This is a genomic window from Pseudomonas sp. EB271-G4-1 (genome assembly GCF_058791355.1).
Window position 1 is genome coordinate 18768 of sequence record NZ_JBYTEO010000019.1, and the last position, 26464, is coordinate 45231.

Annotated in this window: 24 protein-coding genes and 5 tRNA genes (1 of these 29 running past the window's edge); 14 read left to right on the forward strand and 15 right to left on the reverse strand. The window is 59.5% G+C overall.

Features of this window, described 5'->3' with window-relative positions:
• From AC3WWR_RS11625 to gltX, 5 genes are all read right to left on the reverse strand, one after another.
• Positions 1 to 61: transfer RNA gene (locus AC3WWR_RS11625), tRNA-Glu, on the reverse strand; it reaches 115 nt to the left of the window's first position.
• 79 nt (positions 62 to 140) lie between these two features.
• Positions 141 to 216: transfer RNA gene (locus AC3WWR_RS11630), tRNA-Ala, on the reverse strand.
• Between the two features lie 53 nt (positions 217 to 269).
• Positions 270 to 345 (reverse strand) — tRNA-Glu (locus AC3WWR_RS11635).
• A 79-nt stretch (positions 346 to 424) separates the two neighbouring features.
• Positions 425 to 500, reverse strand: a tRNA-Ala gene (locus tag AC3WWR_RS11640).
• Between the two features lie 262 nt (positions 501 to 762).
• Positions 763 to 2244, reverse strand: a complete 1482-nt coding sequence (gltX, locus tag AC3WWR_RS11645; RefSeq protein ID WP_020795507.1) for a glutamate--tRNA ligase — start codon at positions 2242 to 2244, stop codon at positions 763 to 765.
• Positions 2245 to 2464: 220 nt separating this feature from the next.
• Between gltX and AC3WWR_RS11650 the strand changes: the two genes are divergently transcribed.
• Positions 2465 to 3553 carry an HlyD family secretion protein gene (locus AC3WWR_RS11650; RefSeq protein ID WP_151142882.1) on the forward strand — a complete coding sequence of 363 codons (1089 nt, stop codon included), beginning with the start codon at positions 2465 to 2467 and terminating at the stop codon, positions 3551 to 3553.
• Positions 3543 to 5093 carry an MDR family MFS transporter gene (locus AC3WWR_RS11655; protein ID WP_492598714.1) on the forward strand — a complete coding sequence of 517 codons (1551 nt, stop codon included), beginning with the start codon at positions 3543 to 3545 and terminating at the stop codon, positions 5091 to 5093. Before AC3WWR_RS11650 ends, AC3WWR_RS11655 begins: the two co-directional genes overlap by 11 nt.
• A 105-nt stretch (positions 5094 to 5198) precedes the next feature.
• Here the strand turns inward: AC3WWR_RS11655 and uvrB are convergent, their stop codons facing one another.
• Entirely contained in the window at positions 5199 to 7214 is a 2016-nt protein-coding gene (gene uvrB, locus AC3WWR_RS11660) for an excinuclease ABC subunit UvrB (protein ID WP_033042129.1), read from the reverse strand.
• 336 nt (positions 7215 to 7550) lie between these two features.
• Between uvrB and AC3WWR_RS11665 the strand changes: the two genes are divergently transcribed.
• Positions 7551 to 8747: an amino acid aminotransferase gene (locus AC3WWR_RS11665; protein WP_033042130.1), complete on the forward strand. Its 1197-nt coding sequence runs from the start codon at positions 7551 to 7553 to the stop codon at positions 8745 to 8747.
• Between the two features lie 249 nt (positions 8748 to 8996).
• Positions 8997 to 9200, forward strand: a complete 204-nt coding sequence (locus AC3WWR_RS11670) for a hypothetical protein (RefSeq protein ID WP_020795512.1) — start codon at positions 8997 to 8999, stop codon at positions 9198 to 9200.
• Here the strand turns inward: AC3WWR_RS11670 and AC3WWR_RS11675 are convergent.
• Positions 9197 to 9427: a hypothetical protein gene (locus AC3WWR_RS11675; RefSeq protein ID WP_020795513.1), complete on the reverse strand. Its 231-nt coding sequence runs from the start codon at positions 9425 to 9427 to the stop codon at positions 9197 to 9199. The two genes, AC3WWR_RS11670 and AC3WWR_RS11675, sit on opposite strands and share 4 nt — an antisense overlap.
• Before the next feature lie 230 nt (positions 9428 to 9657).
• On the opposite strand from AC3WWR_RS11675, the gene AC3WWR_RS11680 reads away from it, so the two are divergent.
• Positions 9658 to 9733: transfer RNA gene (locus AC3WWR_RS11680), tRNA-Asn, on the forward strand.
• 129 nt (positions 9734 to 9862) lie between these two features.
• On the opposite strand, the gene AC3WWR_RS11685 is transcribed toward AC3WWR_RS11680, so the two are convergent.
• Positions 9863 to 11380: a nucleobase:cation symporter-2 family protein gene (locus AC3WWR_RS11685; RefSeq protein WP_020795514.1), complete on the reverse strand. Its 1518-nt coding sequence runs from the start codon at positions 11378 to 11380 to the stop codon at positions 9863 to 9865.
• A 255-nt stretch (positions 11381 to 11635) separates the two neighbouring features.
• On the opposite strand from AC3WWR_RS11685, the gene AC3WWR_RS11690 reads away from it, so the two are divergent.
• A complete protein-coding gene (locus tag AC3WWR_RS11690; RefSeq protein ID WP_020795515.1) occupies positions 11636 to 11917 on the forward strand; it encodes a BrnT family toxin in 282 nt (93 codons plus the stop codon).
• A 3-nt stretch (positions 11918 to 11920) separates the two neighbouring features.
• Positions 11921 to 12244 carry a BrnA antitoxin family protein gene (locus AC3WWR_RS11695; protein WP_020795516.1) on the forward strand — a complete coding sequence of 108 codons (324 nt, stop codon included), beginning with the start codon at positions 11921 to 11923 and terminating at the stop codon, positions 12242 to 12244.
• Between the two features lie 63 nt (positions 12245 to 12307).
• Here AC3WWR_RS11695 and AC3WWR_RS11700 read toward each other — a convergent pair whose 3' ends face one another.
• Both AC3WWR_RS11700 and AC3WWR_RS11705 read right to left on the reverse strand, forming a co-directional pair.
• Positions 12308 to 13135 carry an arylamine N-acetyltransferase family protein gene (locus AC3WWR_RS11700; RefSeq protein ID WP_151142886.1) on the reverse strand — a complete coding sequence of 276 codons (828 nt, stop codon included), beginning with the start codon at positions 13133 to 13135 and terminating at the stop codon, positions 12308 to 12310.
• 96 nt (positions 13136 to 13231) lie between these two features.
• On the reverse strand, positions 13232 to 14026 hold the full coding sequence (locus tag AC3WWR_RS11705; RefSeq protein WP_020795518.1) for an exodeoxyribonuclease III: 795 nt from the start codon (positions 14024 to 14026) through the stop codon (positions 13232 to 13234).
• A 155-nt stretch (positions 14027 to 14181) separates the two neighbouring features.
• Here AC3WWR_RS11705 and AC3WWR_RS11710 point away from each other — a divergent pair, with 155 nt between their 5' ends.
• Complete coding sequence (locus AC3WWR_RS11710; protein ID WP_151142888.1) at positions 14182 to 14481, forward strand: hypothetical protein; 300 nt, start codon at positions 14182 to 14184, stop codon at positions 14479 to 14481.
• A gap of 53 nt (positions 14482 to 14534) precedes the next feature.
• Here the strand turns inward: AC3WWR_RS11710 and AC3WWR_RS11715 are convergent, their stop codons facing one another.
• Positions 14535 to 15941: a DUF1254 domain-containing protein gene (locus AC3WWR_RS11715; protein WP_151142890.1), complete on the reverse strand. Its 1407-nt coding sequence runs from the start codon at positions 15939 to 15941 to the stop codon at positions 14535 to 14537.
• Positions 15942 to 16064: 123 nt separating this feature from the next.
• Positions 16065 to 17636 (reverse strand): sensor domain-containing diguanylate cyclase, encoded by a 1572-nt coding sequence (locus AC3WWR_RS11720; RefSeq protein WP_033044155.1) that lies wholly within the window; start codon positions 17634 to 17636, stop codon positions 16065 to 16067.
• A gap of 208 nt (positions 17637 to 17844) precedes the next feature.
• On the opposite strand from AC3WWR_RS11720, the gene AC3WWR_RS11725 reads away from it, so the two are divergent.
• Entirely contained in the window at positions 17845 to 18315 is a 471-nt protein-coding gene (locus tag AC3WWR_RS11725; protein WP_033044156.1) for a hypothetical protein, read from the forward strand.
• A 7-nt stretch (positions 18316 to 18322) separates the two neighbouring features.
• On the opposite strand, the gene AC3WWR_RS11730 is transcribed toward AC3WWR_RS11725, so the two are convergent.
• From AC3WWR_RS11730 to AC3WWR_RS11740, 3 genes are all read right to left on the reverse strand, one after another.
• Entirely contained in the window at positions 18323 to 18982 is a 660-nt protein-coding gene (locus tag AC3WWR_RS11730; RefSeq protein ID WP_151142892.1) for a ribonuclease T2 family protein, read from the reverse strand.
• A 145-nt stretch (positions 18983 to 19127) separates the two neighbouring features.
• A complete protein-coding gene (locus AC3WWR_RS11735) occupies positions 19128 to 19916 on the reverse strand; it encodes a WaaZ-like lipopolysaccharide core biosynthesis protein (protein ID WP_151142894.1) in 789 nt (262 codons plus the stop codon).
• A 109-nt stretch (positions 19917 to 20025) separates the two neighbouring features.
• A complete protein-coding gene (locus tag AC3WWR_RS11740) occupies positions 20026 to 21780 on the reverse strand; it encodes a L,D-transpeptidase family protein (RefSeq protein WP_083349509.1) in 1755 nt (584 codons plus the stop codon).
• Between the two features lie 82 nt (positions 21781 to 21862).
• Here AC3WWR_RS11740 and AC3WWR_RS11745 point away from each other — a divergent pair, with 82 nt between their 5' ends.
• The 5 genes from AC3WWR_RS11745 to codA all read left to right on the forward strand — a co-directional run bounded on the left by AC3WWR_RS11745 (position 21863) and on the right by codA (position 26444).
• Positions 21863 to 22564 carry a murein L,D-transpeptidase catalytic domain family protein gene (locus tag AC3WWR_RS11745; RefSeq protein ID WP_020795526.1) on the forward strand — a complete coding sequence of 234 codons (702 nt, stop codon included), beginning with the start codon at positions 21863 to 21865 and terminating at the stop codon, positions 22562 to 22564.
• A 104-nt stretch (positions 22565 to 22668) separates the two neighbouring features.
• Entirely contained in the window at positions 22669 to 23748 is a 1080-nt protein-coding gene (locus tag AC3WWR_RS11750; protein ID WP_020795527.1) for a hypothetical protein, read from the forward strand.
• 75 nt (positions 23749 to 23823) lie between these two features.
• Positions 23824 to 24180: a 6-carboxytetrahydropterin synthase QueD gene (gene queD / locus AC3WWR_RS11755; RefSeq protein WP_008056290.1), complete on the forward strand. Its 357-nt coding sequence runs from the start codon at positions 23824 to 23826 to the stop codon at positions 24178 to 24180.
• 83 nt (positions 24181 to 24263) lie between these two features.
• Positions 24264 to 25094: an alpha/beta fold hydrolase gene (locus AC3WWR_RS11760; protein WP_033044160.1), complete on the forward strand. Its 831-nt coding sequence runs from the start codon at positions 24264 to 24266 to the stop codon at positions 25092 to 25094.
• 102 nt (positions 25095 to 25196) lie between these two features.
• Positions 25197 to 26444 (forward strand): cytosine deaminase, encoded by a 1248-nt coding sequence (codA, locus tag AC3WWR_RS11765; RefSeq protein WP_020795529.1) that lies wholly within the window; start codon positions 25197 to 25199, stop codon positions 26442 to 26444.
• Positions 26445 to 26464: the final 20 nt, after the last annotated feature.

Sequence of the window (26464 nt, forward strand, 5' to 3'; positions counted from 1 at the left end):
GACTCGAACCCCTGTTACCGCCGTGAAAGGGCGGTGTCCTAGGCCACTAGACGAAGGGGACGCAAACCCTTCTATACAATGATCAGCGCTGAGAACTGATCGATTCAAGGCCGGTGTGGCCAGACCTTGAACTGTAAAATTGGTGGAGCTAAGCGGGATCGAACCGCTGACCTCCTGCATGCCATGCAGGCGCTCTCCCAGCTGAGCTATAGCCCCGGATTTTTCGCCTCGCGGCGGAGCGACATCTTGCAACATCGCTTCTGTAAAACTGGCGTCCCCTAGGGGACTCGAACCCCTGTTACCGCCGTGAAAGGGCGGTGTCCTAGGCCACTAGACGAAGGGGACGCAAACCCTTCTATACAACTGATCAACGCTGAGTGTTGATCGCTTCGAGGCCGGTGTGGCCAGACCTCGAAGTGTAAATTGGTGGAGCTAGACGGGATCGAACCGTCGACCTCTTGCATGCCATGCAAGCGCTCTCCCAGCTGAGCTATAGCCCCTCATCGTTGATGTTGCCGTTGGCTTCATCGCTGAGGACGGGGCGAATCTTAAGGGCGTATCGAAAGCCTGTCAAACTTATTTTGCAAAAAAAATAAAATTTTTTGCCGACATAACAATCACTTACCGCCCTCCCCCCGAAACAACGGGCTGTTTGCGAGGAACGCAGACCCGTAGGAGCTGCCGAAGGCTGCGATCTTTTGACGTTGGCTTTTAGAAGCAAGATCAAAAGATCGCAGCCTGCGGCAGCTCCTACAGTGGGAATCAGGCGATAGCGCCCAACAGCTTTTCCCACTCCTTGTTTTCTTTCTTCGACACGCCACCCAGCAGATCGATCGCCTGGCGCAGGCGGAACCGGGTCAGGTCCGGCCCGAGGATTTCCATCGCATCGAGCACCGACACCGAGCTGGCCTGGCCGGTGATCGCGGCGAACATCAGCGGCATGGCATCACGCAGCTTCAACTCCAGGGATTCGACCACTGCCTGAATGGTCGCGGTGATGCTGTCCTTCTCCCACTGGCGCAGGCTTTCGAGCTTCCACAGGATCAACTGCATCAACTGGCGAACCTGATCGCCCGAGAGCTTCTTCGATTCGAACAGCCTGGCGTCCGGATTCACGCCACCGGCAAAGAAGAATCCGGCCAGCGGTGCAACCTGGCTGAATGTCTCGACGCGGCCCTGCACGTGCGGCGCGATCTTCATCATGTATTCGGCATTGAATGCCCACTTCTGCACGCGCGCAGCGAACTCTTCCACCGGCAGGTCACGCAGCCACTGGCCGTTGAGCCAGGACAGTTTCTCGATGTCGAAAATCGGCCCGCCAAGGGAGACGCGCTTGAGGTCGAAGTTATCGACCATTTCCTGCAGCGAGAACTTCTCGCGCTCGTCCGGCATCGACCAGCCCATCCGGCCCAGGTAGTTGAGCATTGCTTCGGGCATAAAGCCCATGCGCTCGTAGAACGTCACCGAAGTCGGGTTCTTGCGCTTGGACAGCTTGCTCTTGTCCGGGTTACGCAGCAGCGGCATATAGCACAGCTCCGGTTGTTCCCAGCCGAAGTATTCGTACAAGAGGATCAGTTTCGGCGCTGACGGCAGCCACTCTTCGCCGCGCAATACGTGGGTGATGCCCATCAGATGGTCATCGACCACGTTGGCCAGGAAGTACGTCGGCAGGCCGTCGGTCTTCATCAGAACTTGCATGTCCATGCGGTCCCACGGGATTTCAACGTCGCCACGCAGCATGTCCGGCACTACGCACACGCCTTCGCTCGGGACCTTCATGCGGATCACGTGCGGTTCACCAGCGGCCAGGCGGCGCGCCACTTCTTCCTTGGACAGCAACAGCGCTCGGCCGTCGTATCGTGGGGTTTCGCCACGGGCCATTTGTTCGGCGCGCATCTGGTCCAGCTCTTCGGCGGTGCAGAAGCACGGGAAGGCATGGCCCATGTCAACGAGCTGCTGGCAGTACTTCTGATAGATCTCGCCGCGCTCGCTTTGACGATACGGGCCGTGGGGGCCGCCGACGTCCGGGCCTTCGCTCCAGTCGATACCCAACCAGCGCAGGGCGTCGAAAATCTGCTGCTCGGACTCGCGGGTCGAACGCAGCTGGTCGGTGTCTTCGATCCGCAGGATGAACTCACCGCCGTGCTGCTTGGCAAAGCAGTAGTTGAACAATGCGATGTAAGCGGTACCTACGTGGGGGTCCCCGGTAGGCGATGGCGCGATGCGCGTGCGGACGGTGGTCATGGCAAGTCTCGAAAAGAAGATCAAACAAAGGGCGAATGGTAACAGGCGACACCCGCCCCGCTCCAGTGAACAGGGCATTTAAGCCAAGTTTGCGTCTACAACGCCTGTATGCCGTGGTGAATGGCCGGATATCAGCCGATGGCATTTACCGTTTATCGGCTGTGTGCCAGATTCACCAGCTGATAACTTTCCTTACATATTCTCGACTACAGTTTGCCCCATGCCTGCCCAACTCAAGCGTCGCCTGTCCCTCTTCCTGTTGCTTGTCCTGCTGATCGCCGGGGGCTTTTTCGCCCATTGGTTTTTCAACGGGCGGTTTTATGAAAGCACTGATAACGCCTATGTCCAGGGCGAAATCACCCGCGTGTCGAGCCAGTTGGGGGCGCGCATCGATGAGGTGCTGGTGCAGGACAACCAGCACGTCGAGAAAGGCCAGTTGCTGATAAGGCTCGAAGGCGATGATTTCCGCCTCGCCGTCGACCGCGCCAATGCGACGCTCGCCACCCGCCAGGCCGAACGCCTGCAAGCCCAGAGCAAACTGACCCAGCAGGCCAGCCTGATTGCCGCCAGCGACGCGCAAGTCGCGTCCAGCCAGGCGAGCCTGGGCCGTTCACAGATAGACCTGACCCGCGCCGAAACCTTGCGCAAGCCCGGTTATGTCTCGGAAGAACGCGTGACCACGCTTTCGGCCGACAACCACATTGCCCGCTCACAGCTGCTCAAGGCCCAGGCGGACGCCCAGGGCCAGCGCCAGCAAATCAACGCGTTGAGTGCCGAAATCAAACGCCTCGACGCGCAGATCGCCAATGCCAGGGCCGACCTGGCCCAGGCCGAGCTGAACCTCTCCCGCAGTGAAATCCATGCACCGATCAGCGGCCTGATCGGCCAGCGTGCCGCGCGCAATGGCCAATACGTGCAGGCCGGCGCCTATCTGCTGTCGGTGGTGCCCGATGAAGACATCTGGATTCAGGCCAACTTCAAGGAAACCCAGATTGGCCACATGCAGCCCGGACAGAAAGCCGAGCTGACCTTCGACGCCTACGGCGACACGCCGATCGAAGCCCGGGTCGACAGCCTGTTCGCCGCCTCGGGCGCGCAGTTCAGCCTGTTGCCGCCAGACAATGCCACGGGCAACTTCACCAAAGTCGTGCAACGGATCCCCGTGAAGCTGACCTTCGCCGCCGATAACCCGTTGCGCGGCAAGATCCGCCCGGGCATGTCGGTGACCGCCAAGGTGAATATCAAGGACGCCCCGGAAGATCTCACCACCAAAGTGAGCAGCAAAGACACACTTGACGATGGCCGGTGATCAACTGATTCGCCCGGTCGGGGAACCGACCCGGCGGGACTGGATCGCGGTGATGAGCGTGATGCTCGGCGCCTTCATGGCGGTGCTCGACATTCAGATCACCAATTCATCGCTCAAGGATATTCAGGGGGCGCTGTCAGCCACCCTGGAAGAAGGCTCGTGGATTTCCACCTCGTACCTGGTGGCGGAAATCATCATGATCCCGTTGACCGCATGGCTGGTTCAGCTGTTATCAGCGCGACGCCTCGCGGTGTGGGTTTCCCTGGGTTTTCTCGTTGCCTCGCTGCTGTGCTCCATGGCCTGGAGCCTGGAGAGCATGATCGTCTTTCGTGCACTGCAGGGCTTCACGGGCGGCGCGCTGATTCCGCTGGCCTTCACCCTGACCCTGATCAAACTTCCCGAACATCACCGCGCCAAAGGCATGGCCATGTTTGCGATGACGGCAACCTTCGCGCCATCGATCGGCCCGACGCTCGGTGGCTGGCTGACGGAAAACTGGGGCTGGGAATACATTTTCTACATCAACATACCGCCTGGCCTGCTCATGATCGCCGGGCTGATGTACGGCCTGGAAAAGAAAGCGGCCCACTGGGAATTGCTTAAAAGCACCGACTACGCCGGCATCGTTACCCTGGGCGTCGGCCTTGGCTGTTTGCAGGTATTCCTGGAGGAAGGGCATCGCAAGGACTGGCTCGAGTCCAACCTGATCGTGGCCCTGGGCAGCATCGCGCTAATTAGCTTGATCACTTTTGTGATCGTACAGTTTTCCAAGCCCAATCCGCTGATCAACCTCGGCATCCTGGGCAATCGCAACTTCGGTTTATCGAGTATTTCCAGCGTCGGAATGGGAGTTGGCCTGTACGGTTCGATTTATTTGTTACCGCTGTACCTGGCGCAGATCCAGAACTACAACGCCCTGCAGATCGGCGAAGTGATCATGTGGATGGGCGTGCCGCAGCTGTTCCTGATCCCGCTGGTGCCCAAGCTGATGAAGGTTGTCTCGCCGAAATGGCTGTGCACGATTGGCTTCGGCCTGTTCGGCCTGGCGAGTTTTTCCTCCGGTGTGCTCAATCCGGATTTCGCCGGGCCGCAGTTCAACCAGATCCAGATCATTCGCGCATTGGGCCAGCCGCTGATCATGGTCACCATTTCGCTGATCGCCACAGCGTACATCCTGCCCCAGGATGCGGGGTCGGCTTCGAGCCTGTTCAACATCCTGCGTAACCTCGGCGGCGCCATTGGCATCGCCCTCCTCGCCACCCTGCTGGATGCGCGGACCAAGACCTATTTTGATTATTTGCGCGAGTCCATCGTGCCAAGCAATCCACAGGTGGCCGAACGCCTGGCTTCATTGACCAACACGCTGGGCAACGAAACAGCGGCTTTGGGCAAACTCAGTGAGATCGCCCATCAGCAGGCGTCGATCATGGCCTACAACGATGCGTTTCATTTTGTCGGGATTGCGCTGGGGATCAGCATGTTGGCGGTGTTGCTGACGAGGACATTGCCGGCAGGGTTGAAGGCTGGGGAAGCACATTGAGACCGAGTCGCGGCCTTCGCGAGCAGGCTCGCTCCCACTGGAATTACGCTAAACCTTGTGGGAGCGAGCCTGCTCGCGAAGAGGCCCCCGCACGCAACGCAAATCTCAGACTGTAATCAAGCGCTCGCGCAACTTGGCAATCTCGTCACGCATCTGCGCCGCCGCTTCGAATTCCAGGTCACGCGCCAACTGGTACATCTTCTCCTCCAACGCCTTGATACGCTTGGCGATCTCACCCGGCGAGCGCAACTCGGCTTCGTACCGGGCGTTTTCCTCGGCGGCCTTGGCCATGCCCTTGCGCTTCTTGCTGCGCGAACCCGGCACGGTGGCGCCTTCCATGATATCGGCAACGTCCTTGAACACGCCCTTGGGCGTGATGCCGTTGGCCAGGTTGAAGGCGATCTGCTTGTCGCGGCGACGCTCGGTTTCGCCGATCGCCCGCTCCATGGAGCCAGTGATCCGGTCGGCATACAGAATCGCCCGGCCATTGAGGTTACGCGCCGCCCGACCGATGGTCTGGATCAGCGAACGCTCGGAACGCAGGAAGCCTTCCTTGTCGGCATCGAGGATCGCCACCAGCGACACTTCCGGCATGTCCAGGCCCTCGCGCAGCAGGTTGATCCCCACCAGCACATCGAAGGTGCCAAGGCGCAAGTCGCGGATGATCTCCACCCGCTCCACGGTGTCGATGTCCGAGTGCAGATAGCGTACGCGCACGCCGTGATCGGCCAGGTAGTCAGTCAAGTCCTCGGCCATGCGCTTGGTCAGCGTCGTGACCAGCACTCGCTCTTCCAGGGCGACGCGCTTGGTGATTTCCGACAGCAAATCGTCGACCTGGGTCAGTGCCGGGCGGATCTCGATCTGCGGGTCCACCAGACCGGTCGGACGCACCACCATGTCAATGACGCGCCCAGCGTGTTCGGCCTCATAATTGCCTGGCGTCGCCGAGACAAAAATCGTCTGCGGGCTGATGCTTTCCCACTCATCGAACCGCATCGGCCGATTGTCCAGCGCCGATGGCAGGCGGAAGCCATATTCCACCAGCGTCTCTTTACGCGAGCGGTCGCCTTTGTACATGGCGCCTACTTGCGGCACGCTGACGTGGGATTCGTCGATCACCAGCAAAGCGTCGGCCGGCAGGTAATCGTACAGGGTCGGCGGTGGGGCCCCGGCTTCGCGACCGGACAGGTAGCGCGAGTAGTTCTCGATGCCATTGCAATAACCCAGCTCAAGAATCATCTCCAGGTCAAACCGGGTGCGCTGCTCCAGGCGCTGCGCCTCCACCAGCTTGTTGTTGGAACGCAGGTAGTCCAGGCGTTCCTGCAACTCGACCTTGATCCCTTCGACGGCATCCAGCAAGGTTTCCCGAGGTGTCACGTAGTGGCTTTTCGGGTAGAAGGTGAAGCGCGGCAGCTTGCGAATGACTTCACCGGTCAACGGATCGAAGGCCGACAGGCTCTCCACTTCGTCATCGAAGAGCTCGATGCGGATCGCTTCGAAATCTGATTCCGCCGGGTGGATATCGATCACATCGCCGCGCACCCGGAACGTCGCACGGGCAAATTCCATGTCGTTGCGGGTGTATTGCAGGTCAGCCAGGCGGCGCAGCAATTCACGCTGGTCAAGCTTGTCGCCACGATCCACGTGCAAAACCATCTTCAGATAGGTTTCCGGGCTGCCCAGACCGTAGATGCACGACACCGTGGTGACGATGATCGCGTCCTTGCGCTCCAGCAAAGCCTTGGTCGCGGACAGCCGCATCTGCTCGATATGGTCATTGATCGAAGCGTCTTTCTCGATGAAGGTGTCCGAAGACGGCACGTACGCTTCAGGCTGGTAGTAGTCGTAGTAGGAAACGAAGTATTCGACGGCATTGTTCGGGAAGAACGCCTTGAATTCACCGTACAACTGCGCCGCCAGGGTCTTGTTCGGCGCCAGTACCAGGGTCGGGCGCTGTACCTGGGCGATCACGTTGGCGATGCTGAAGGTCTTGCCGGAACCTGTCACACCGAGCAAAGTCTGGTGCGCCAGCCCGGCCTCAATGCCCTCGACCATCAGGCGGATGGCCTCTGGTTGATCGCCGGCAGGCTCGAAGCGGGTGACTAGCTGGAATTCAGACATGTAAAACCTCTGGGATCACTCTTGCCAGTAAAACCGGCACGAACGAGAAAGACCGCAAACGACCGATGTCGCCCGAGGAAAAAACTGGATTGCGCTCAATGTGGAGCCGATTGCCGGCGCTTTCAAGGTAAACGTCCTACAACGCGTAAAGCCTTTGACGGCGCTAATCGACTAATGGTCGAAAAATAATAGAAAAAACTTACCTTAAAAGCCGATTCGTCTGTCGCCATCTCTCGCGGATGGCCTCTATACTAGCTCCCCGTTTGTGCACCGCTCTAGTGCATTCGGCTGGAGCGCGACACGTCCCTCCATTCTCCATTCAGAGCCGCCGCAAAAATGAGCCTGTTCTCCGCTGTCGAAATGGCACCACGCGATCCAATCCTGGGCCTCAACGAAGCATTCAACGCCGACACCCGTACCAACAAGGTCAACCTGGGAGTCGGTGTTTATTGCAACGAGGAGGGGAAAATCCCACTCCTGCGCGCCGTTGTCGAAGCCGAAACCATTCGCGTCGCTCAACACGCTTCCCGTGGCTACCTGCCAATCGACGGCATCGCCGCCTACGACCAGGCCGTGCAAAAATTGCTGTTTGGCAATGATTCGCCACTGATCGCCGCTGGCCGAGTCATCACCACCCAGGCCGTTGGCGGTACTGGCGCACTGAAAATCGGTGCCGACTTCCTCAAGCAACTGCTGCCGAACGCCGTCGTGGCGATCAGCGACCCAAGCTGGGAAAACCACCGCGCGCTGTTTGAAACCGCCGGCTTCCCGGTGCAGAACTATCGCTACTACGATGCCGCCACCCATGACGTGAACCGTGCTGGTTTGCTGGAAGACCTGAACGCCCTGCCGTCCGGCTCGATCATTGTGTTGCACGCTTGCTGCCACAACCCGACCGGTGTGGACCTGAGCCCAGCGGACTGGAACAACGTCCTGGAAGTGGTAAAAGCCAAGGGTCACGTGCCGTTCCTCGACATGGCATATCAAGGTTTCGGCGACGGCATCGATGAAGACGCCGCTGCCGTGCGCCTGTTCGCCGAATCGGGCCTGACCTTCTTTGTTTCCAGCTCGTTCTCCAAATCGTTCTCGCTGTACGGCGAGCGCGTTGGCGCCCTGTCGATCGTCAGCGAATCGAAAGAAGAAAGCGCGCGCGTACTGTCGCAAGTCAAGCGCGTGATCCGCACCAACTACTCCAACCCGCCAACCCACGGTGCAAGCATCGTCGCCGCCGTACTCAACAGCCCGGAGCTGCGCGCCCAGTGGGAAGCGGAGCTTGCCGAGATGCGCCTGCGCATTCGTGGCATGCGCACGCAAATGGTCGAGACCCTGGCGAAAAACGCGCCGCAGCGTGACTTCAGCTTCGTCGGTCGCCAGCGCGGCATGTTCTCGTACTCTGGCCTGAGCGTTGAACAAGTGCATCGCCTGCGCAATGAGTTCGGCATCTACGCCCTGGACACCGGCCGTATCTGCGTGGCTGCCCTGAACCAGAGCAACATCAAGGTTGTGACGGATGCGATCGTTCAGGTGATCTGATTGGTCTGCTGATACGAAAAACGGGAAGCCACTGGCTTCCCGTTTTTTGTTTGGCGCAGATAATTTTCAGCAACCAGAGCGAGCCCTCTAAACTGCACACATCCATCCACTGCAGGAGCGAGCATGCTCGCGATGGTCGTTAGCGATGACTCGGGAAACCTGACGCCCCGCGGTGCCCTCAGGTTCCTCGCGAGCATGCTCGCTCCTACAAGGTGTGGTGTACACCCGAGATTTCTTACGAGAGCCGATATGAAAAACGATGACCTACGCGCTGATCGCGATGACCTGGACGACTTCATCCCCCGCACCCCGGCCAGACAACGCGGCAACAACCTGGTGATGCAAGTCGCTGCCGGCGTGTTTCTCGGCGGCCTGGCCCTGTGGCTGGTGCAACTGGGTGCAACGGCGCTCTACGCCAAACTGATGCTTGGCACCATTACCTTCGGCGGCTAGGCCAGTTCGGTCGCGCGCTGGCTGGCGGCATCGTCATAGGCGACATATAGCGATTCCGCGACCTGGCTCTTGATCGCCTTGGTGCTTTCCAGGCCCAGGACAAAACCCTCGGCCTTGCCCCCTGCACGGTTCAACTCATCGGCGCTGCTGGCCTGGGTGATTGCATCGAATAGTTTTTCGGCGTGCGGGCCGACCCCCTTGGGCAGGCTGATTTGCGCGATGCTCATGGGAATACCCCATTGTGTCGAAGCTTTGTGACGGTCAAGCAAGTCATGGCACGTACCTTATCGGCGAATGGCCGGCAGCGCGTGGAACCACTTCCGGGTTGCCATGGTAGCCCTCGCCAGCGATTCCGGTAACCGCCAATCAGCGATAAATCACCGTCCGTCCCGATGAAACCCTGATTTTACTATCAGGTGCTTGACTTCTCTTTTTGAATCAGTAACATAGGCGCCATTCCGCGATAGCTCAGTTGGTAGAGCAAGTGACTGTTAATCACTGGGTCCCTGGTTCGAGTCCAGGTCGTGGAGCCAGACAGCAATATCGAAAAGCCCCTGAATCGAAAGATTGAGGGGCTTTTTTGTGGTCGTTGTTTTTTATTTCAAAAGAAAAAAGCCGACCTGTCTATTCAACAGATCGGCCCTTTTCAGTGACGCCTTGCGTCAGACATGCTCACTGCTCTTGGCCAGCACCGGTCGCGGGTCCACCGCCCCATGTGCCGATTCCACCACTGGAATCTCCTTGCCATCGCAGTCGTGCAACTTGCCGTCGCTGAAGTAATCCCCTTCGCGCAACGCCGCCAGGTCCTGGTAGCGCAACACCCGCTCGGTGCCCGCCGCAAACACCGACTGCTGGTCGGAGTTACCGGCGGTCAGGTGGTTGAAGGCCAGGTTGAGCACGATGGCCATGATTGCCGAAGAGCTAATGCCCGAATGGAAGATCGTGGCGAACCAGCTTGGGAAGTGATCGTAGAAGTTCGGCGCGGCGATCGGGATCATGCCGAAACCGATGGAGGTCGCGACGATGATCAGGTTGACGTTATTGCGGTAGTCGACCTTGGACAGCGTGCGAATGCCGCTGGCCGCAACGGTGCCGAACAGCACGATACCGGCACCGCCGAGGACGGAGGTCGGCACGGCGGCAATCACACGCCCCATGAACGGTAGCAGGCCGAGGATCACCAGGAACAGGCCGCCGGTGGCCACCACATAACGGCTCTTGATGCCGGTCACCGCCACCAGCCCGACGTTCTGGGCGAAGGCGCTTTGGGTGAAGGAGCCGAAGATCGGGGCGATCATGCTCGACAGCATGTCCGCGCGCAAACCGTTGCCCAGGCGCTTGGAATCGACCTTGGTGTCGATGATTTCACCCACGGCCAGGATATCCGCCGAAGTCTCCACCAGGGTCACCATGACCACGATGCACATCGACAGGATTGCCGCGAAGTGGAAGGTCGGCATACCAAAGTGAAAAGGTGTCGGGAAACCGAACATTGGCCCCTGGCCGACGGACGAGAAATCCGCCATGCCAAGGAACACCGCGATGACCGTACCGATGACCATCGCCAGCAGGATCGATAACCTTGAGATGGTGGCGCTGCCGATCTTGCTCAGCAACAGCACCAGCACCAGCGTCACCGCTGCCAACCCGATGTTGGCCATGCTGCCAAAGTCAGGGGCGTGACTGTTGCCACCCATGGCCCAGCGTGCCGCCACCGGCATCAGCGTTAGACCGATGGTGGTGATCACGATGCCCGTGACCAGCGGCGGGAAGAACTTGGTAATTCGCGAGAACACCGGCGTGATCAGCAATCCGATCAGGGAAGCGGCTATGACCGCCCCCAGGATCGACTGAAACCCGCCCTCGCCGCCACTGCTGACAATCGCCACCATGGTCGCGACGCCGGAAAACGACACGCCCTGCACCAGCGGCAACTGACAACCGAAAAACGGTAGACCCAGGGTTTGCAGCAACGTGGCCAGCCCCCCCGCAAACAATGAAGCAGCAATCAACAAACCGATGTCCGCCGGCGACAGCCCGGCCGCCTGCCCAATGATCAAGGGCACCGCGACGATGCCACCGTACATGGTCAGAACATGTTGCAGGCCGTAAGCCATATTCGCGCCGATCCCGAGATTTTCATCTTCAGGCCGTTGGTGTGAAACATGGGGCGTTTTCATGTTAGGGGGTTCCCTGGTTTTTGTTATGCGCACACTGTATTCAAGATCCAGGACAAATGTCTATAGAGTTGTATACAACTTGCCAGTCAAATTATGAACGGTCGTTCATGCAGGCTGTGTGCCATCGCGCATCACATCGCAAAAAACCTTGAAATACATCCGCCCACCCCATTCTCCCGCGCCCACTAGTCTTTTGAATTCCTGGTGACCATTGGTAGTGATCACCCTCTTCCATATACATATAAAGTATGCATAATGAAGTCATTCGAAATTCAGTATCACAGGGCGAAGAACGCAGCCAATAAACTCAAGCACCTGGGTATCAGCCTCGCAGAGACGGAGCCAGTGTTCCATGATGAACGGGCGCTAACCCTTGAAGACAATCATCATGACGAACAGCGCTGGATCATCATGGGGCTGGACGGCAAAGGTCGTTTGCTGGTCGTGGCGTACACCCACCGTGACCCGAATTTCGTTCGAATCATTTCCGCGCGCCTCGCCAGCAAAAACGAGCGCCGCCAGTATCTGGAGGCTTGACCCATGAAAGACGAGTACGACTTCAGCCATGCCAGGCGTGGGGCAGTTGCCTCCAGCAAAGGCAAGACCCGTATCACCATCATGCTCGATGACGTCGTCATCGAAGCGGCACGCGCGCTCGCGGAGAGCGAGGGTTATGGCTACCAGACCGCGATCAACAACACGCTGCGCAGGGCGTTGCTGACCGGGCATGACAAAACAGAAGGCAGCACTGGCAGGCACCTGAAAAAGGGGATCACCGCCTCTGAGTTGAAAAACCTGGAAAAAAAGCTCGCGCAAGCCCTCAGCGAAATTCAGCGGGTGATGGAGCCTGATGCCCGGCCTTAGAAAAGCACGGAAAAGGTGCAAATTGATCCAATCTGCACTTTTTTTGTGTGCACGATGCGTCGACTATTGCGGCGCTATCAATCGCTCAAGTGTGCGCATCAACGACGCATGCGTGGGTACCCGAATCTCGAACTCGCTTTCCAGCACGCCAATCAACTCCTGTAGGTTGGTCACTTCCCGGCGTTCACTGTCCTGCCCTGTACGATGGATTGCAAAGCTGCCGTTATTGAGGGTCCGTCGCCACCCTTCCCCGGTTCGAGCCACCATCAGTTGCCTGGTGAACGATGATTCGGGGTGGGTCGAGACATACCAGTTGCCAACGGCGTAATCGATGTCCTCCTGGCGCTGCAGGTCGAAGATGTACATGGGCCGCCATTCATTCGCGACCTTGGCGCGAAGGGTGTAGCCGTCAACGTGCTGCTCAATGCGATACGGCTCGTGGGGAGTCCATTGTTCATCGCGGCTGTCGAGCAACAGCGGTGCCGTGGGCACCATGCCGCCGAAGCCGACGTCAGTGATGTAGCGCACGCCATCGAGCGTCACCAGGCTCAAGCGGTGCGTACGCGCGGTCCAGGCGCCCTCCGGCTGGCCCATGACCACGCGCCCGCTGATGCCCCGCGCGTCGAAGCCGAGCGCCTGGAGCAAGACCAGAAACAGATAGTTGAGTTCGTAGCAGTAACCGCCGCGCCCATCCTGCAGGACCTTATGCTCGATCGACGCCAAGTCGATGCGCACCGGCTCGCCCGCCAGCGTGGTGAGATTTTCAAACGCGAAGGCGCCGGTGTGACGCAATTGAAGCAGGCGCAGGGTTTCAAGCGTCGGTGCCGGGGGAGCGTCGAATCCCAGGCGCTTTAGATACGAAACAGTGTTTGCCAGACGTGGCTCGCTCATCGCTTGATCCTTATGCACGCAAGCTGCGGACGCTATGTATAAGGGATGAAGGGGTACGGCCGACAATTGATTTAGCCAATCGGCCGGCAAGAACACTCAACGGCGCTTACGCGAGCTCAACTGAATCCAGGTGGGCGCATGGTCGCTGGCATGGGGTTCATTGCGCACCCAGGCATCGACACCCGCGTCCTCCAGGTATGGACTCAAGGCCGGGTTGAGCAACAGGTGATCGATGCGTAACCCTGAGTTCTTCTGCCAGTGCTGGCGAAAATAATCCCAGAAGGTGTAGACCCGCTCGTTCGGATACAGGTGTCGCAGAGCATCGGTCCAACCCTGGTCCAGCAGACGCTGATAACACTCGCGGCTCTCGGGTTGCAGCAAGGCATCCTTGAGCCAGGAACGTGGGTTATAGATGTCGAGGTCAGTGGGAACCACATTGTAGTCACCCGCCAGTACCACCGGATGCTCACTGCCCTGCAGCGCCTTTGCGTAACGTATCAGGCGCTCGAACCAGGCCAGTTTGTAATCGAACTTCGGCCCTGGTTGCGGGTTGCCGTTGGGCAAGTACAGACAACCCACCACAATCCCGTGTACGGCAGCTTCCAGGTATCGACTGTGATTATCCTCGTCATCGCCCGGCAGACCTCGACGGCTTTCCAGTGGCTGCGCATCGCGTGCCAGAATCGCCACCCCGTTCCACGACGCCTGCCCCTGCCAGATCGCTCCGTAGCCGATGGCCTCTAGCTGCGCGGCGGGAAACGCACTGTCGGCCGATTTGAGTTCCTGGAGGCAGGCGATATCCGGTTGTTCGCGCTCAAGCCAGGCCAACAGATTTGGCAGGCGAGCGCGCATGCCGTTGACGTTGAATGTCGCAATTCGCAGCTTTTTCATGACCACCGTCCCGTTTGGCTGGGTCTCATGGGTGTGACCGCACGGCCTGCCAGGTGTTCGGTCCACCATAGCCTGCCACTCGTCATGCAACTGGCACCAACCGCCCCGGCCTTCACACCAACTTCAGGTAACGACTCATCTTTTGGAGACGGACCATGAAAAACACCAGAATCACTTCGCTTTTTCTCGCTGGATTGCTTGGCGCGGCCTCCCTGGCCACCTTCGCAGCCGGCGATGGTGCTGAGGCGGCGGGTACTAAATCCGGAGCAACCAGCGGGCCGGTCATGCCACCGGACAACACGCCGAGCTCGCCCTCGGGCGGCAACGCCGGTGACGGTGGTGCAACCGGCTCATCAAGTGGAAGCGCGGGCAGCAACAGCGGTTCGGGTGCCGGAGGGGGCACCGGAGCGGCTGGCGGAGGGACCGGCGGGGCTGGCGGCGGGACGGGCAGTTGAACGCGTAAAGGCAGCCGATGACGGATCATCGTCGGCTGCCTCGATTGCCCACACTACATCTGCTTGACCGCTGGCGGATTCCACTTGCCGTTCAACGCCTCGGACTTCGGACCGTACAAGCGCATGGTCAGGTTGAACGGCCCCTTGGGCGCCGGTAGCCAATTGGCTTCCAGGTCCTTGCCAGGGTTTTCATTCTGGAAATAGATATCGAGCGAGCCGTCAGCGTTGTTCTTGAACGGCATCCAACTGCTGACCGCGAATCGGTTGAGCTCGTTTCCTACCTGGAATCCTTCAGGGTCGTACAATGTGATCGACCAGAAGGCATTCACTGGAGGCACTTCATCCTTGGCGAAATGCAGCACGTATTTGTGCGCGCCGTCGAGGGGTTTGCCATTTGTATCACCGATATTCAACGGATAGATCGCGTCTTCCGGCAAATTCGCGCCGAGCCCCACCTGTGCCACGATTGCGCGCTTGAGGTAGTAGTTGCCGTAGACGCCCATGGTGTCGGTGTTCATCGACCAGCCGTTGACCACCCGTGCGAGGGTAGGCACCTTCCACGCCATCAGTGCTTGCGCGTCCTTGGGCGCAGTCTCCAAGGCAGCTTTTATCTCAGGGTCCAGGGCATCCATGCTGAACGACTTGCCAGGTTCGATGCCGATGCGCTTGATTTGCGCCAGTAGCGGCTGATCGGTGCCGTGGGCCGGATGCACCTTGAGCAGTTCGGCGGCGTAGGCGAAGTAGTCGGCCGCCGACATTGTGTCGACCTGGACTTTCGGCGGGGTCTTCATGTCCACGGCCGGGTCGATCTTGACGCTGACCGGTTCAGCACCTTTGCCCAGCCGAGACAACGGCGTCACGGTGTAGCCGGCCTGGATCTTGTGCACCGCCGCGTAGTCCGCCGCTCCATCGGTCTTGGTTCGCCCGATCACCCAGACAAAGGGCGTCGGCGCCGGCAGATGGTTCAGTCCCGCAGGCACTGTGCCGGTCCATCCCGGAGGGGTCACCAGGAACTGCGCAGCGTCGGTTCCGGTGGTGCGCCAGCCTGGCGAAGCGAATACGTCACTCCACATGTCGAGCATCGGCAGCAAATAGAAGCGTCCGGCTGTGTCTGGCGCAGCGATGACCAGCGGTTCCTTGGTCAGGTCGAGCCAGGCAATGGAATACAACGTGTCGAAATTCGACCGCACCACCCCTTTGAAATCTGCAGGCGGGTACTCCGGCACACTCACAAACATGTTCATCGGGCCTTTGCCAAACTCCTTGCCCGGTTCAATGTTGGTGAATTGCTTGCGGGTGATGTCCATGGTCAACAGCGGATAAAAGTAAACGTAGGCATCCACGCCAATGGCATGCGCTTCTTCGGCGGTGATTTTCGATTGCGCCTGACTGACCAGCGGAAAGACCGCGCTGGACGCAACAATAAGGGCTATGGAGGACAAAGCTTGGGTTATCGACATAGTGGCGATCGTCCTTGCGATGGGGAGATCTGCCGGGAGTGGCAGAGCTATCGGAACTCTAGACGATCAATTGCACAAGTTCTGACAGGCAGACAATCGGCTACCGGTAGTCGCGCAGCCACGTCAGCGGTCTGATCGCACGAGTGCCTGCGCCCCGCCCTCCACCGACAACGTCGCCGAACGGTTCCTGCCCGAATGCTTGGCCTGATACAGCGCCGCGTCGGCGCGCTGGATGAACACTTCCACGCTATCGCGCCCCGTTGGCACGAACGAATAGCAACCGAGGCTGACGGTCACGTATCCGCAGGGCGATCCCGAATGGCTGATGTTCTTGTCCATTACGCCGCGGCGAATCTGTTCGGCAAGGTTCATGGCGCCCTGGATATCGGTGTCAGGCAGCAACACCGCAAACTCTTCGCCACCGTATCGCACCGCCAGATCGGCTTTGCGATGGCAGCAACTTTTCACGGCACGTGCCACTTCGGCCAGACAGTGATCGCCCACCACATGACCGTAGGTATCGTTGTACCGCTTGAAAAAATCGATATCGAGCATGATCAGGCTCAGCGGGCTTTGTTGGCGGGCACCGCGCCCGAATTCGATATCGAGGGCCCGCTCGAACAACCGGCGATTGGCCAGGCCGGTCAGGCTGTCGTGGGTGGCAATCAGCTCAAGTGCTTGCTGAGCTTGTCGTAAGTCCGCCTCGACCTGCTCACCCACACGCACCTGGCGTATGAACACCCAGCCGATCAGTCCGATGCCCAGAATGACCAACACGACGATGGCGCTGGAGCGAAATGCCGTGTCGTACCAGTCCGCGAGAATCGAGTCCCGCGACGATGCCGCCGAGACCACCAGCGGGTAGGCCTCCAGCTGCCGATAACCATGCAGGCGGACAATCGAATCCATCTCTGAGGCGAACATCGCGTTGCCGGAAGTCGCGCGGGGCAGCAGGTTCTGAAAGATTTCACCCTTGGCCAATGACGTACCGATCTGCGCTTGCACATAGGGCCGACGGGCGAGCAACGTGCCATCGGTCAATGCCAGGAACATCGCGCCGTTGTCGTCGATACTGAAGCCTTTGAAGAACTGCTCGAAGTACGACATCTTGATCCCGGCCAGCAGCACCCCCTGGAACTGACCCTTCCTGTCATTGACCCGCTTGGAGATCGGAATGATCCATTCGCCATTTTCCCGACTACGGATGGCCGGGCCGATGTGCGCCACGGAAGAAATGTTCTGCTGGTGAAACCTGAAGTATTCGCGATCTGCCACGCCGTTGCCGCGAGGCAGTGCTTCAAACGAGGTCACGACCCACTGGCCCTTTTGGTCGAACAACAGGATGCCGTGCAATTGATCCAGCGCCTGCACCCGCCGGACGAAGGTCTTCTGCAAACGTGGACGTTGGGCTGGACCGAATCCGTCGGCCTGAATCCAGTCCACCAGGCTGGTCAGCACCAGATCGGCTTGCATGAAGGTGTCTTCGGCCTGCTGCGCCATGGCCCGCGTCAGGTTGGACGAAGCGACTTGGGCCTGGCTCAGGTCATGGCGCCGGGACTGCTCCAGTTGCAAATAAAGCAAGGCGCACAGGCACAGGCACACCGCGCCGATAAACAACACTGCGGCGTTGCGCAGCGGTATGCGTTTCAAGGCGATGCCTTGGGCGTGACACAACTCATCAAGGCGTGTTGGCAAAAAGCGCTCCCTGAAAGGACAAGGCACGAGCGACACCCCCATGCCTCTGGTTTTGGGCGCCAAGTCTACGATGTTACCCGCGAGAAAAGCGCAGCAGATACCAAATGTTTAACCACCCCCTGGAAACCGTCAGCGACATGACGCAGGACAACTGCCACATCACCATCAAGGAGCTACGATGAGTGTTACACCACGACAGGGAAATGAAATGAGCAAGGCAGACGAGCTGGCCATAAAACTGAAACAGACCCGGCCCTCCGGCATCGATCAGGCGATCGATAGTTGGCCGGGCCAGGTCTACGAGCTGTATCACCGGATCGAGGCCTGGTTACAGCCATTGACCGAGGCCGGCCTGGTCTTGCGGCGCAACCCCACTCACGTGTTCGAGAGCCACCCGCAGGGCGACACCTTCGACTATGCCATCGACCAGTTGGTGATCACCGGCAATCACCACAGCATCACGCTCGATCCCGTTGCACGCTTCACGGCGGATGGAGAGGGGCGGGTCGAAATCCACTGCAAAGGCAACGAACTGGCCCTGTTGCGCACCGTGGACGAACACGGCGCAACACATTGGTGGCTACAAGTAATCGAACAAGCCGTAGCGCAACCGGATGCGGTCGCGCTGACCGAAAACAATCTGCTGTCGGTGGTCCAGGCAGGACTGGAGCTCGGGTGAAGCACCATCACCGCAAAGGTGGAACCCGGATATCCCCGGCGCGGCATCGTGTCTTCACTCCTGTGCCACAAGACGCGAACGCCAGGTCCTTGTCCATGCAGACCCGAACCTCCGACAACTCCGGCCCGTTGCATATCACCGCAATGCCATCCCCCGGCAACCCCGGATTGCTCTGGCGAAACATCTGCTCAATGTCCCGGGCTGAAAAATAAAGCGTGTTATTCAAGGGTTGCAGTTGCTCGGGAATCCTGACCGCGCCCAAGGCCTTGTCGGAGGCCTCCAGGTAACCGATGGCGCCGAGGCCGCTGCATGTGCCGTGCTTGGCCCATTCGTGCTCGAGCAGCTTGTTGGTCGGGAACAGCATCAAGCCCTTCGCCCGCTCCTCTGGCGAGAGCTTCACCCTCGGCGCGCAGGACTTCGGCCAACCACCCCGGGCGTATTGCGGCCAGAGGCCGTGAAGTACAAAGCCATAGCCTTTGCCGGAACATTGCGCGTCGTCACGATGGGTCAGGCAGTAGGTAGGTGACCAGGACAGCACCAACAGATAGTAGTCGAACACCCCCGCCACGGATTGCGGCCTGGCGCCCCCTGAATCCCGGGCGCTGCTCGGGCCCACGCTGGCGAACGTCAACACGATCAGCGCGACCGTGGCGTAAAGTCTTTTCATCGGCACGTTCCTGCGCGGTGACTCAACTGGAAATAACATCGACCGACACTGGGCCAGTCAAAAGCCGATACTTTGGCACAGCCACGAACGCGTTCCACCACGAGAGTCATTCGAAATGTTTGATGTCGTGCAGACGAACAATCCGTCAGAGCAACCTGTCGAGCTCTTCCAGAGTCATCCGAGGAATCAGTCGCGATGGAATTTTCGAGACGTCGGACAAGTTGTAGACTTGAAAATCCTCGTTGATGACCTGCTTCGACAGGATCTCGAACGACGGCAGGATTCTCGTCTGAAAATGGTCGTCGAGCACGCAGGGAGAAACGAATTTGCCTGGGACTTCATAGAAGCGCCCCGCTGTCGGGTCCAGGTCAACGCCCACCAGGAACACCCGGTTGAATCCCAGGTGATAGGCAAGCTGCAAAGCCAGGTAGGCGACCGTACGCGCGTCAAAAAAACCGCGTTTGAGGTTCTTGCTGAAACCCAGGGTTTTACTCCGCCCCCTGCCTAGCTTGCGGACCCTGACAAGGTCTTTGTCAGCCCTGAAAAAATCACTCCACACCAACTTGGGTGCCCGGCTCAGCAAGTAGAGCTTGCCTTGGGGCTTAAGCGAGGTGTGCCAGACATGTTTTTCCCACAGCGCAACCCGCTCGCTGATGCGCATGGCCTCGGTGAACAATTCCGGCTGCTGCTCGGAAAAACCCTGGTCGGTACACACATAAAAGTACGGCTTGATACCTGTACCCGTGAATTTCGAAATGGCACCGTTCATGCTGATCATTGGAACGCCAGCATACTTGTGCAACGGGAAATCCTTGGCCGATTTACCCGACGCCACGATGAACACGGGCCCCTTTTGAATGTTGCGACACTCATCCAGGTCGTGCACCCGAAGCGCCCGGGAAATGAGTGTCGTTTTTTTGTCGGCAACATCCATCGTCAATATCCCTATCCCTATCCCTGTTTACTGATCAACTGTGACCCATTTTCATGTCCATGGTTCTCAATGGGTCCCCCCGGCCTGGCTTCTCGACAAGGCGCCAGGGCTACAGCGTGTCTTGACCCGTAACGACCAGTGACGGCTCTGCTCGTTGCAACTCCAGGGCAGGCAACTTGGAAGGCTGGTTCAAGAGTCGAAGCACTGGCGAATCGTAACCGTAAACGTCCGGTTTGAACGTCACCCGTCCGTCGCTATTCAGATCCACTGTCCAATAGGCCAGCAGCACGGGCACCTTGACGGGAAGCTTGATGTTTTGAGTCTTGCCGTTGGCCAGTTGCCTTTGAATACCCGCCGCGTTCCAGCGCACAGGGTCGTTGAACAGCAGTTCAACCAGCTGCAATGGATTCTCCACCCGGATGCAACCGGAGCTGGTGGCACGCATGGATTTGGAGAACAGCTCGCGGTGCGGGGTATCGTGGAGGTAGATCGCATAGTCGTTGGGGAACCGGATCACCACCTGCCCGAGCGAGTTATCCGGGCCGGCGTCCTGGCGCAGGGTGATGCCGCGCGCATTGGACCAGTCGACGGTCGACGGGTCGAGCGTATTGCCTTGCCGATCCAGGGCGCGAATCCGGTTGGCCGCCAGGTAACCCGGATTCTGCTGGATCTTGGGCAACATATCCTTGACGAGAATCGTTGGCGGAACGGTCCAGGTGGGGTTGAAGGTGACGTAGGTGATTTCGGACTGGAACACCGGCGTGCTGCGAAACGGTTTGCCGACCTGCACCCGGGAACGCCAGATCGGCTGACCGTCGCGGTACAGGGCGACCTTGTAGCCAGCGATATCGACGATGACAAAAGTGCCTTGCAGCTTATAGAGCAACCAGCGCGCCCGCTCCATGTTCACCCGCACCTGGTCGATTCGCGCCTCGACCGGTACATTCAGCGCCGCCAGGGTTCCTGCGCCCGCCACGCCATCTGCGCCGAGGTATTGTTCAAACTGATATTTCTTCACCGCGGCAATGACACTGTCGTCGTAATCGGTACGCTTGGACTTGTGCGGGTCCAGGTACCCGGCGGCCTCCAGGCGCGCGCGCAACTGCTTGACAGCAGCATTGTCCATGCCGGGCTTGAGCGACTGCCCTTCGGCGACTTTCGGCCAACCACCGGCATCGCGGACCTTGCGCAATTGCGCAAGGCTCTCGCGCAGGCGGCGATAAACGGCTTCCTGGGGCGGCGCTTGGGCGAACGCACGAGCCACGTCGTGATCATCCAGGGCGGTGAAGAAGGTGTTCATGTCTTCGCGAGGATCGATGCCCTCAGGTTCGAAGTTCCAATGAAAATCCAGGCGTGCCGGGTCAACCTTGCCCCGGCGCAATTGCAGCAACGCCGTGACGTACGTGCGGGTCGCCGCAATATCGAAAGCCGCCCATTGCGCCGGGGTTGGAGCCGTGGCCTGCAACGCCAGTTGCGCCTGGGCCAGCTCGCCGGCCCGATAATCGGCAGGAACCAAGCCATCGGCCTGGGTATCATCCAGGCCCTTGAGCAACTGGCTGACATCTCGCCCGTTCATCCACGCGGCGCGGAAATTGCGGTGCGAATAAAAATCCAGCACCACCCGGGCCACATCCACCCGTTGATGTTTGCGCGAGGTCAGCAGCGGAGGAAATGCCGATTGCAAGGGTTCGAGCTGCGCCTGGATCGCCTGGCCGATTTCGTCATCGGGTGCCGCACCGAGCACACTCACTGACGCCGGAGATACCGGCACGATCGGCGAAGTTTCACCCACAGCAGTGCCGCTGATCAGAAAGACCATAAAAAATACGCGGCTTATGACGAATAACCTTGTTAATTGACCCATGGATAATCCTTAATCGCCTGTAATCAAAGGGCTAGCGTTCAACTCGCTGCTAGACTCGACATATTCCTGATGAGACATTTTTATGGCGCTACATCGCTTTGGCTTCCTGACAGCCCTGTTGCTGACGTCGGCTATCCTTCCATCAGCCTACGCCGATTCGCTCGAAGTCGCGCTGGCCAAAGCTGCTCCAAACGCCAATGCCAAGGTCATTGCCCTGGCGGTTCGCGCAACACAGTGTACCCGTGCCCAAGGTGCAGCACCGGCACAGAGACTAGCAGTGATCGATTATTCCCTGCCTTCTACCGAACAGCGGCTATGGGTGTTCGACCTGAAAAAACGCAAGCTGCTGTTCCACGAACTGGTTGCCCATGGCCGTAACAGCGGCGAAAACATGGCGACCCAGTTCTCCAACCAGAACGAAAGTTTCGCCACCAGCCTGGGCCTGTACCGTACCCAACAGAGTTATGTCGGCCAGAACGGTTATTCGTTGCGCATGGAAGGCCTGGAGCCTGGCTTCAACGATAACGCCTTCGACCGGGCAATCGTCATTCACGGCGCGCCCTATGTCAGCCCGGTACTGGCCCGCGCCAACGGCCGGATCGGCAGGAGCCTCGGCTGCCCGGCGGTCAGGCCGGCCATCGCTCACCGCCTGATCGACTCGATGAAAGATGGGCAGCTGTTGTTTTCCTACTACCCGGACCAGCGCTGGCTGAAATCCTCTTCGTACATCAATTGCGGCAGCGGCACGGTGGCCTCGTCGGACAAGGTCACGTCACGCCAGTAAACCGACTGCTGAAGCGGGTATCTACTAAAGGCGGACATTGCATCACGGAAATTGCGTCACCTACACGCTTATAATCCGCTCGTTCGCCCGCATTCGAGACCGGTATGACCGCTATCCATATCAAGTTCCCCTCCCTGACCCTCAAGGCCGGCGCCAGGGCGCTGGCGCGCATTCGCGAGCGTGGCTTGAGCGCTGCGGATGTTGGCACGCTACCCGGCGCGGCTGGTGGGCCCAAAGCCCTGGGGATTCAGGGGCTGGACCTGGCATTGTTCGGCGAATGGCTGCCGGCGGCACCGCGCGAGCGCTCGTTGATCGGCGCATCGGTGGGCTCCTGGCGCTTTGCCAGCGCCTGCCTGCCGGATGCTGCCGAAGGCTTGCGGCGCCTTGGCCACCTCTATACCGAACAAAACTTCGCCAAAGGCGTAACCATGGCGCAGATCAGCCAAAGCTCGCGGCGCATGCTCGATGATCTGCTCGATGGTCGTGACGCGACCCTGCTCGACAACCCCTACTATCGCTTGAACATCATGGTAGTCAAAAGTCACGGCTTGCTCGCGGATGACCACCGTGGCCGCCTGGGATTGGGCTTGTCGTCGGTGATCGCCGATAACCTGCGCGGTCGTGCGCGGCTGGCCCGGCACTTCGAACGGCTGATCATCCACGACCCGCGCCTGGCACCACCGGTTAACGCGCTGAACGACTTCCCGTCGCGCTTCGTCGCACTGGACACCTCCAATCTACGCCAGGCCCTGCTGGCCTCGGGTTCGATCCCGATGGTGATGGAAGGCGTTCGCCACCTGCCAGGCGCTGGTGCGGGCACGTTCCGCGATGGCGGCCTGCTGGACTATCACCTGGACCTGCCCTACAGCGGCAATGACATCGTGCTGTATCCGCACTTCACCGACCGGGTGATTCCCGGTTGGTTCGACAAGACCTTGCCGTGGCGCCGCGCCTGCCCTGCGCGCTTGCAGGATGTGGTGTTGCTGGCACCATCGAAGGAATACCTGGCGCGCCTGCCTTATGGCAAATTGCCGGATCGTAATGACTTCAAGCGCTTCATGGGCGACGCCCCGAGCCGCCAGAAATACTGGCGCACGACGATGGAGGAAAGCCGCCGCCTGGGCGACGAGTTTCTCGAACTGACGGCCAACGGTCATCTCGCCGAACGCTTGCTGACCCTTTAGTCAGGACAAGCTGTTAAACTCGCCATCTGCCCACATCGCCGCGGCGATCGCCACCTGAACAGAGCTGAAACCACTGTGGAAATCTTCAAAGAATTTACCTTCGAATCCGCCCACCGCCTGCCTCACGTCCCGGACGGCCACAAGTGCGGCCGCCTGCACGGTCACTCGTTCAAAGTGGCGATTCACCTCAGTGGCGACCTCGACCCGCATACTGGCTGGATTCGTGATTTCTCGGAAATCAAGGCGATCTTCAAGCCGTTGTACGAGCGTCTGGACCACAACTACCTGAACGATATTCCTGGCCTGGAGAATCCGACCAGTGAAGTGCTGGCCAAATTCATCTGGGCTGAACTCAAGCCGCTGCTGCCGGAATTGAGCGCCATCCGGATTCACGAGACCTGCACCAGTGGGTGCATCTATCGCGGCGAGTGAGCCATTCGATCAAAAAAACCACCGAGACCGGTGGTTTTTTTATGCCTATGCTTTGCCCTTGCATCCGCCAAGAGGACACGCAAATGACTGACTGGCCGCTGGCTCAAAGCTATCGTTTCAATGGGCATAACGTTCGCTACGCCGTACGCGGCGATGGACCGCCGCTGGTGTTCGTGCACGGCACGCCCTTCTCTTCGTTTGTCTGGCACCGGATTGCGCCGCACTTCATCGCCACCCACCGGGTGTACTACTTCGACTTGCTGGGCTACGGGCAATCGGAAAAGGTCGATGGCGATGTTTCCCTGGGAGTACAAAACCAACTGTTGGCCCAATTGCTGGAACACTGGGGCCTGGACCGCCCGGATGTGGTGGCCCACGACTTTGGCGGGGCAACCGCCCTGCGCAGCCATTTGCTCAACGGCAAGGATTACCGCAGCCTGACATTGATCGATCCGGTGGCGCTAACGCCCTGGGGGTCGCCGTTCGTGCAGCATGTCCGTCAGTACGAAGCCGCTTTCAGTGGTGTGCCGGACTATATCCAGCGAGCCATCGTGGCGGCTTATATTCGCGGGGCAATCAAGCGAGACATCCCGGATGACGAACTCGCACCCTACGTGCAACCGTGGTTGGGTGATCCTGGGCAAGCGGGATTCTATCGGCAGATCGCGCAAATGGACGAACGCTACACCCGCGAGGCCGAGGGGCTGTACCCGACGATTCGCTGCCCAGTGCAGATTCTCTGGGGAAAGGACGACCAATGGATTCCCATCGATCGCGGGCGTGCCTTGCAGCAGATGATACCTGGAGCGCAGTTTCATGCGGTGGCCAACGCCGGGCATCTGGTGCAGGAGGATGCGCCTGAAGCCGTTGTCGCTGCGCTGATGCGTTTTTTGCCGCTGGATATGACGGCCTGACAGTAGAGAGTGTACATCCGCGAAAAGACCACTGGCGGCATTCGCCGCTGCCGAGCTAACGTAGAGCTATTGTCCAAACGGTTCTCTGAAAGGATCTGCCCGATGCACATCATCAACGCCCGGCTGCGCAACCAGGAAGGCCTGCATGAGCTGCACCTGGAAAACGGCCTGATCAGCAACATCGCCCGGCAGACCGAAGCGCCGACCCTGGGCCCCGACGATCTGGACGCCGGTGGCAACCTGGTGGTGCCGCCCTTCGTCGAGCCGCACATCCACCTCGACGCCACCCTGACCGCTGGCGAGCCGCGCTGGAACATGAGCGGCACGCTGTTCGAAGGCATTGAGTGCTGGGGTGAGCGCAAGGTCACCATCACCGAAGAAGACACCAGGGTTCGCGCCAGGAAAACCCTCCAGGCTCTTGCCGCCCATGGTATCCAGCACGTGCGCACCCACGTCGACGTCACCGACCCGCAGCTCACGGCGCTCAAGGCCATGCTCGAGGTGCGCGAAGAAAGCCGGCATCTGGTCGACATGCAGATCGTCGCATTCCCCCAGGAAGGTATCGAGTCATACCGCAATGGCCGCGAGCTGATGGAAGAAGCCATCCGCATGGGTGCCGATGTGGTAGGCGGCATTCCGCACTTCGAGTACACCCGCGACCAGGGCGTCAGCTCGGTGAAGTTCCTCATGGACCTGGCCGAGCGCACGGGCTGCCTGGTGGACGTGCATTGCGATGAAACCGACGACCCGCAGTCACGCTTCCTTGAAGTGCTGGCCGAAGAAGCCCGCAGCCGCGACATGGGCTCGCGGGTCACCGCCAGCCATACCACGGCCATGGGCTCGTACGACAACGCCTACTGCGCCAAGCTGTTTCGCCTGCTTGGGCACGCAGGGATCAGCTTTGTCTCCTGCCCTACCGAAAGCATTCACCTGCAAGGACGTTTCGACAATTTCCCGAAACGCCGGGGTGTGACCCGGGTCAACGAACTGCTGGAAGCCGGCATGAACGTATGTTTCGGCCAGGACTCGATCGTCGACCCCTGGTACCCGCTGGGCAACGGCAACATCCTGCGGGTGCTCGAAGCCGGCCTGCATATCTGCCACATGCTCGGGTATCGCAACCTGCAAAACGCCCTGGACCTGGTCACCGTCAACAGCGCCAAGGCCATGGCCCTGGGCGAGCGCTACGGGCTCGAACCCGGACGGCCGGCGAATCTGCTGATCCTCTCGGCGGAAAGCGATTACGAGGTGATCCGCAGCCAGGGCTTGCCGCTGTATTCGGTACGCGGCGGCAAGGTATTGATGAAGCGCACGATGCCGGTGGTGGAGTTCTCCAGCGAGCAGATCTGAAGGTTGCTGTGATTGGACTG

Excerpts from the sequence above, each read along its gene's own strand:
- AC3WWR_RS11760 (WP_033044160.1), top strand. The coding sequence starts at position 24,264 with ATGACTGACTGGCCGCTGGCTCAAAGCTATCGTTTCAATGGGCATAAC.
- AC3WWR_RS11705 (WP_020795518.1), bottom strand. The coding sequence starts at position 14,026 with ATGAAAAAGCTGCGAATTGCGACATTCAACGTCAACGGCATGCGCGCT.
- AC3WWR_RS11725 (WP_033044156.1), top strand. The coding sequence starts at position 17,845 with ATGAGCAAGGCAGACGAGCTGGCCATAAAACTGAAACAGACCCGGCCC.
- AC3WWR_RS11665 (WP_033042130.1), top strand. The coding sequence starts at position 7,551 with ATGAGCCTGTTCTCCGCTGTCGAAATGGCACCACGCGATCCAATCCTG.
- AC3WWR_RS11685 (WP_020795514.1), bottom strand. The coding sequence starts at position 11,380 with ATGAAAACGCCCCATGTTTCACACCAACGGCCTGAAGATGAAAATCTC.
- AC3WWR_RS11735 (WP_151142894.1), bottom strand. The coding sequence starts at position 19,916 with ATGGATGTTGCCGACAAAAAAACGACACTCATTTCCCGGGCGCTTCGG.
- AC3WWR_RS11700 (WP_151142886.1), bottom strand. The coding sequence starts at position 13,135 with ATGAGCGAGCCACGTCTGGCAAACACTGTTTCGTATCTAAAGCGCCTG.
- AC3WWR_RS11695 (WP_020795516.1), top strand. The coding sequence starts at position 11,921 with ATGAAAGACGAGTACGACTTCAGCCATGCCAGGCGTGGGGCAGTTGCC.
- AC3WWR_RS11655 (WP_492598714.1), top strand. The coding sequence starts at position 3,543 with ATGGCCGGTGATCAACTGATTCGCCCGGTCGGGGAACCGACCCGGCGG.
- AC3WWR_RS11650 (WP_151142882.1), top strand. The coding sequence starts at position 2,465 with ATGCCTGCCCAACTCAAGCGTCGCCTGTCCCTCTTCCTGTTGCTTGTC.
- AC3WWR_RS11710 (WP_151142888.1), top strand. The coding sequence starts at position 14,182 with ATGAAAAACACCAGAATCACTTCGCTTTTTCTCGCTGGATTGCTTGGC.
- AC3WWR_RS11715 (WP_151142890.1), bottom strand. The coding sequence starts at position 15,941 with ATGTCGATAACCCAAGCTTTGTCCTCCATAGCCCTTATTGTTGCGTCC.
- AC3WWR_RS11750 (WP_020795527.1), top strand. The coding sequence starts at position 22,669 with ATGACCGCTATCCATATCAAGTTCCCCTCCCTGACCCTCAAGGCCGGC.
- gltX (WP_020795507.1), bottom strand. The coding sequence starts at position 2,244 with ATGACCACCGTCCGCACGCGCATCGCGCCATCGCCTACCGGGGACCCC.
- codA (WP_020795529.1), top strand. The coding sequence starts at position 25,197 with ATGCACATCATCAACGCCCGGCTGCGCAACCAGGAAGGCCTGCATGAG.
- uvrB (WP_033042129.1), bottom strand. The coding sequence starts at position 7,214 with ATGTCTGAATTCCAGCTAGTCACCCGCTTCGAGCCTGCCGGCGATCAA.
- AC3WWR_RS11745 (WP_020795526.1), top strand. The coding sequence starts at position 21,863 with ATGGCGCTACATCGCTTTGGCTTCCTGACAGCCCTGTTGCTGACGTCG.
- AC3WWR_RS11670 (WP_020795512.1), top strand. The coding sequence starts at position 8,997 with ATGAAAAACGATGACCTACGCGCTGATCGCGATGACCTGGACGACTTC.
- AC3WWR_RS11675 (WP_020795513.1), bottom strand. The coding sequence starts at position 9,427 with ATGAGCATCGCGCAAATCAGCCTGCCCAAGGGGGTCGGCCCGCACGCC.
- AC3WWR_RS11690 (WP_020795515.1), top strand. The coding sequence starts at position 11,636 with ATGAAGTCATTCGAAATTCAGTATCACAGGGCGAAGAACGCAGCCAAT.
- AC3WWR_RS11730 (WP_151142892.1), bottom strand. The coding sequence starts at position 18,982 with ATGAAAAGACTTTACGCCACGGTCGCGCTGATCGTGTTGACGTTCGCC.
- AC3WWR_RS11740 (WP_083349509.1), bottom strand. The coding sequence starts at position 21,780 with ATGGGTCAATTAACAAGGTTATTCGTCATAAGCCGCGTATTTTTTATG.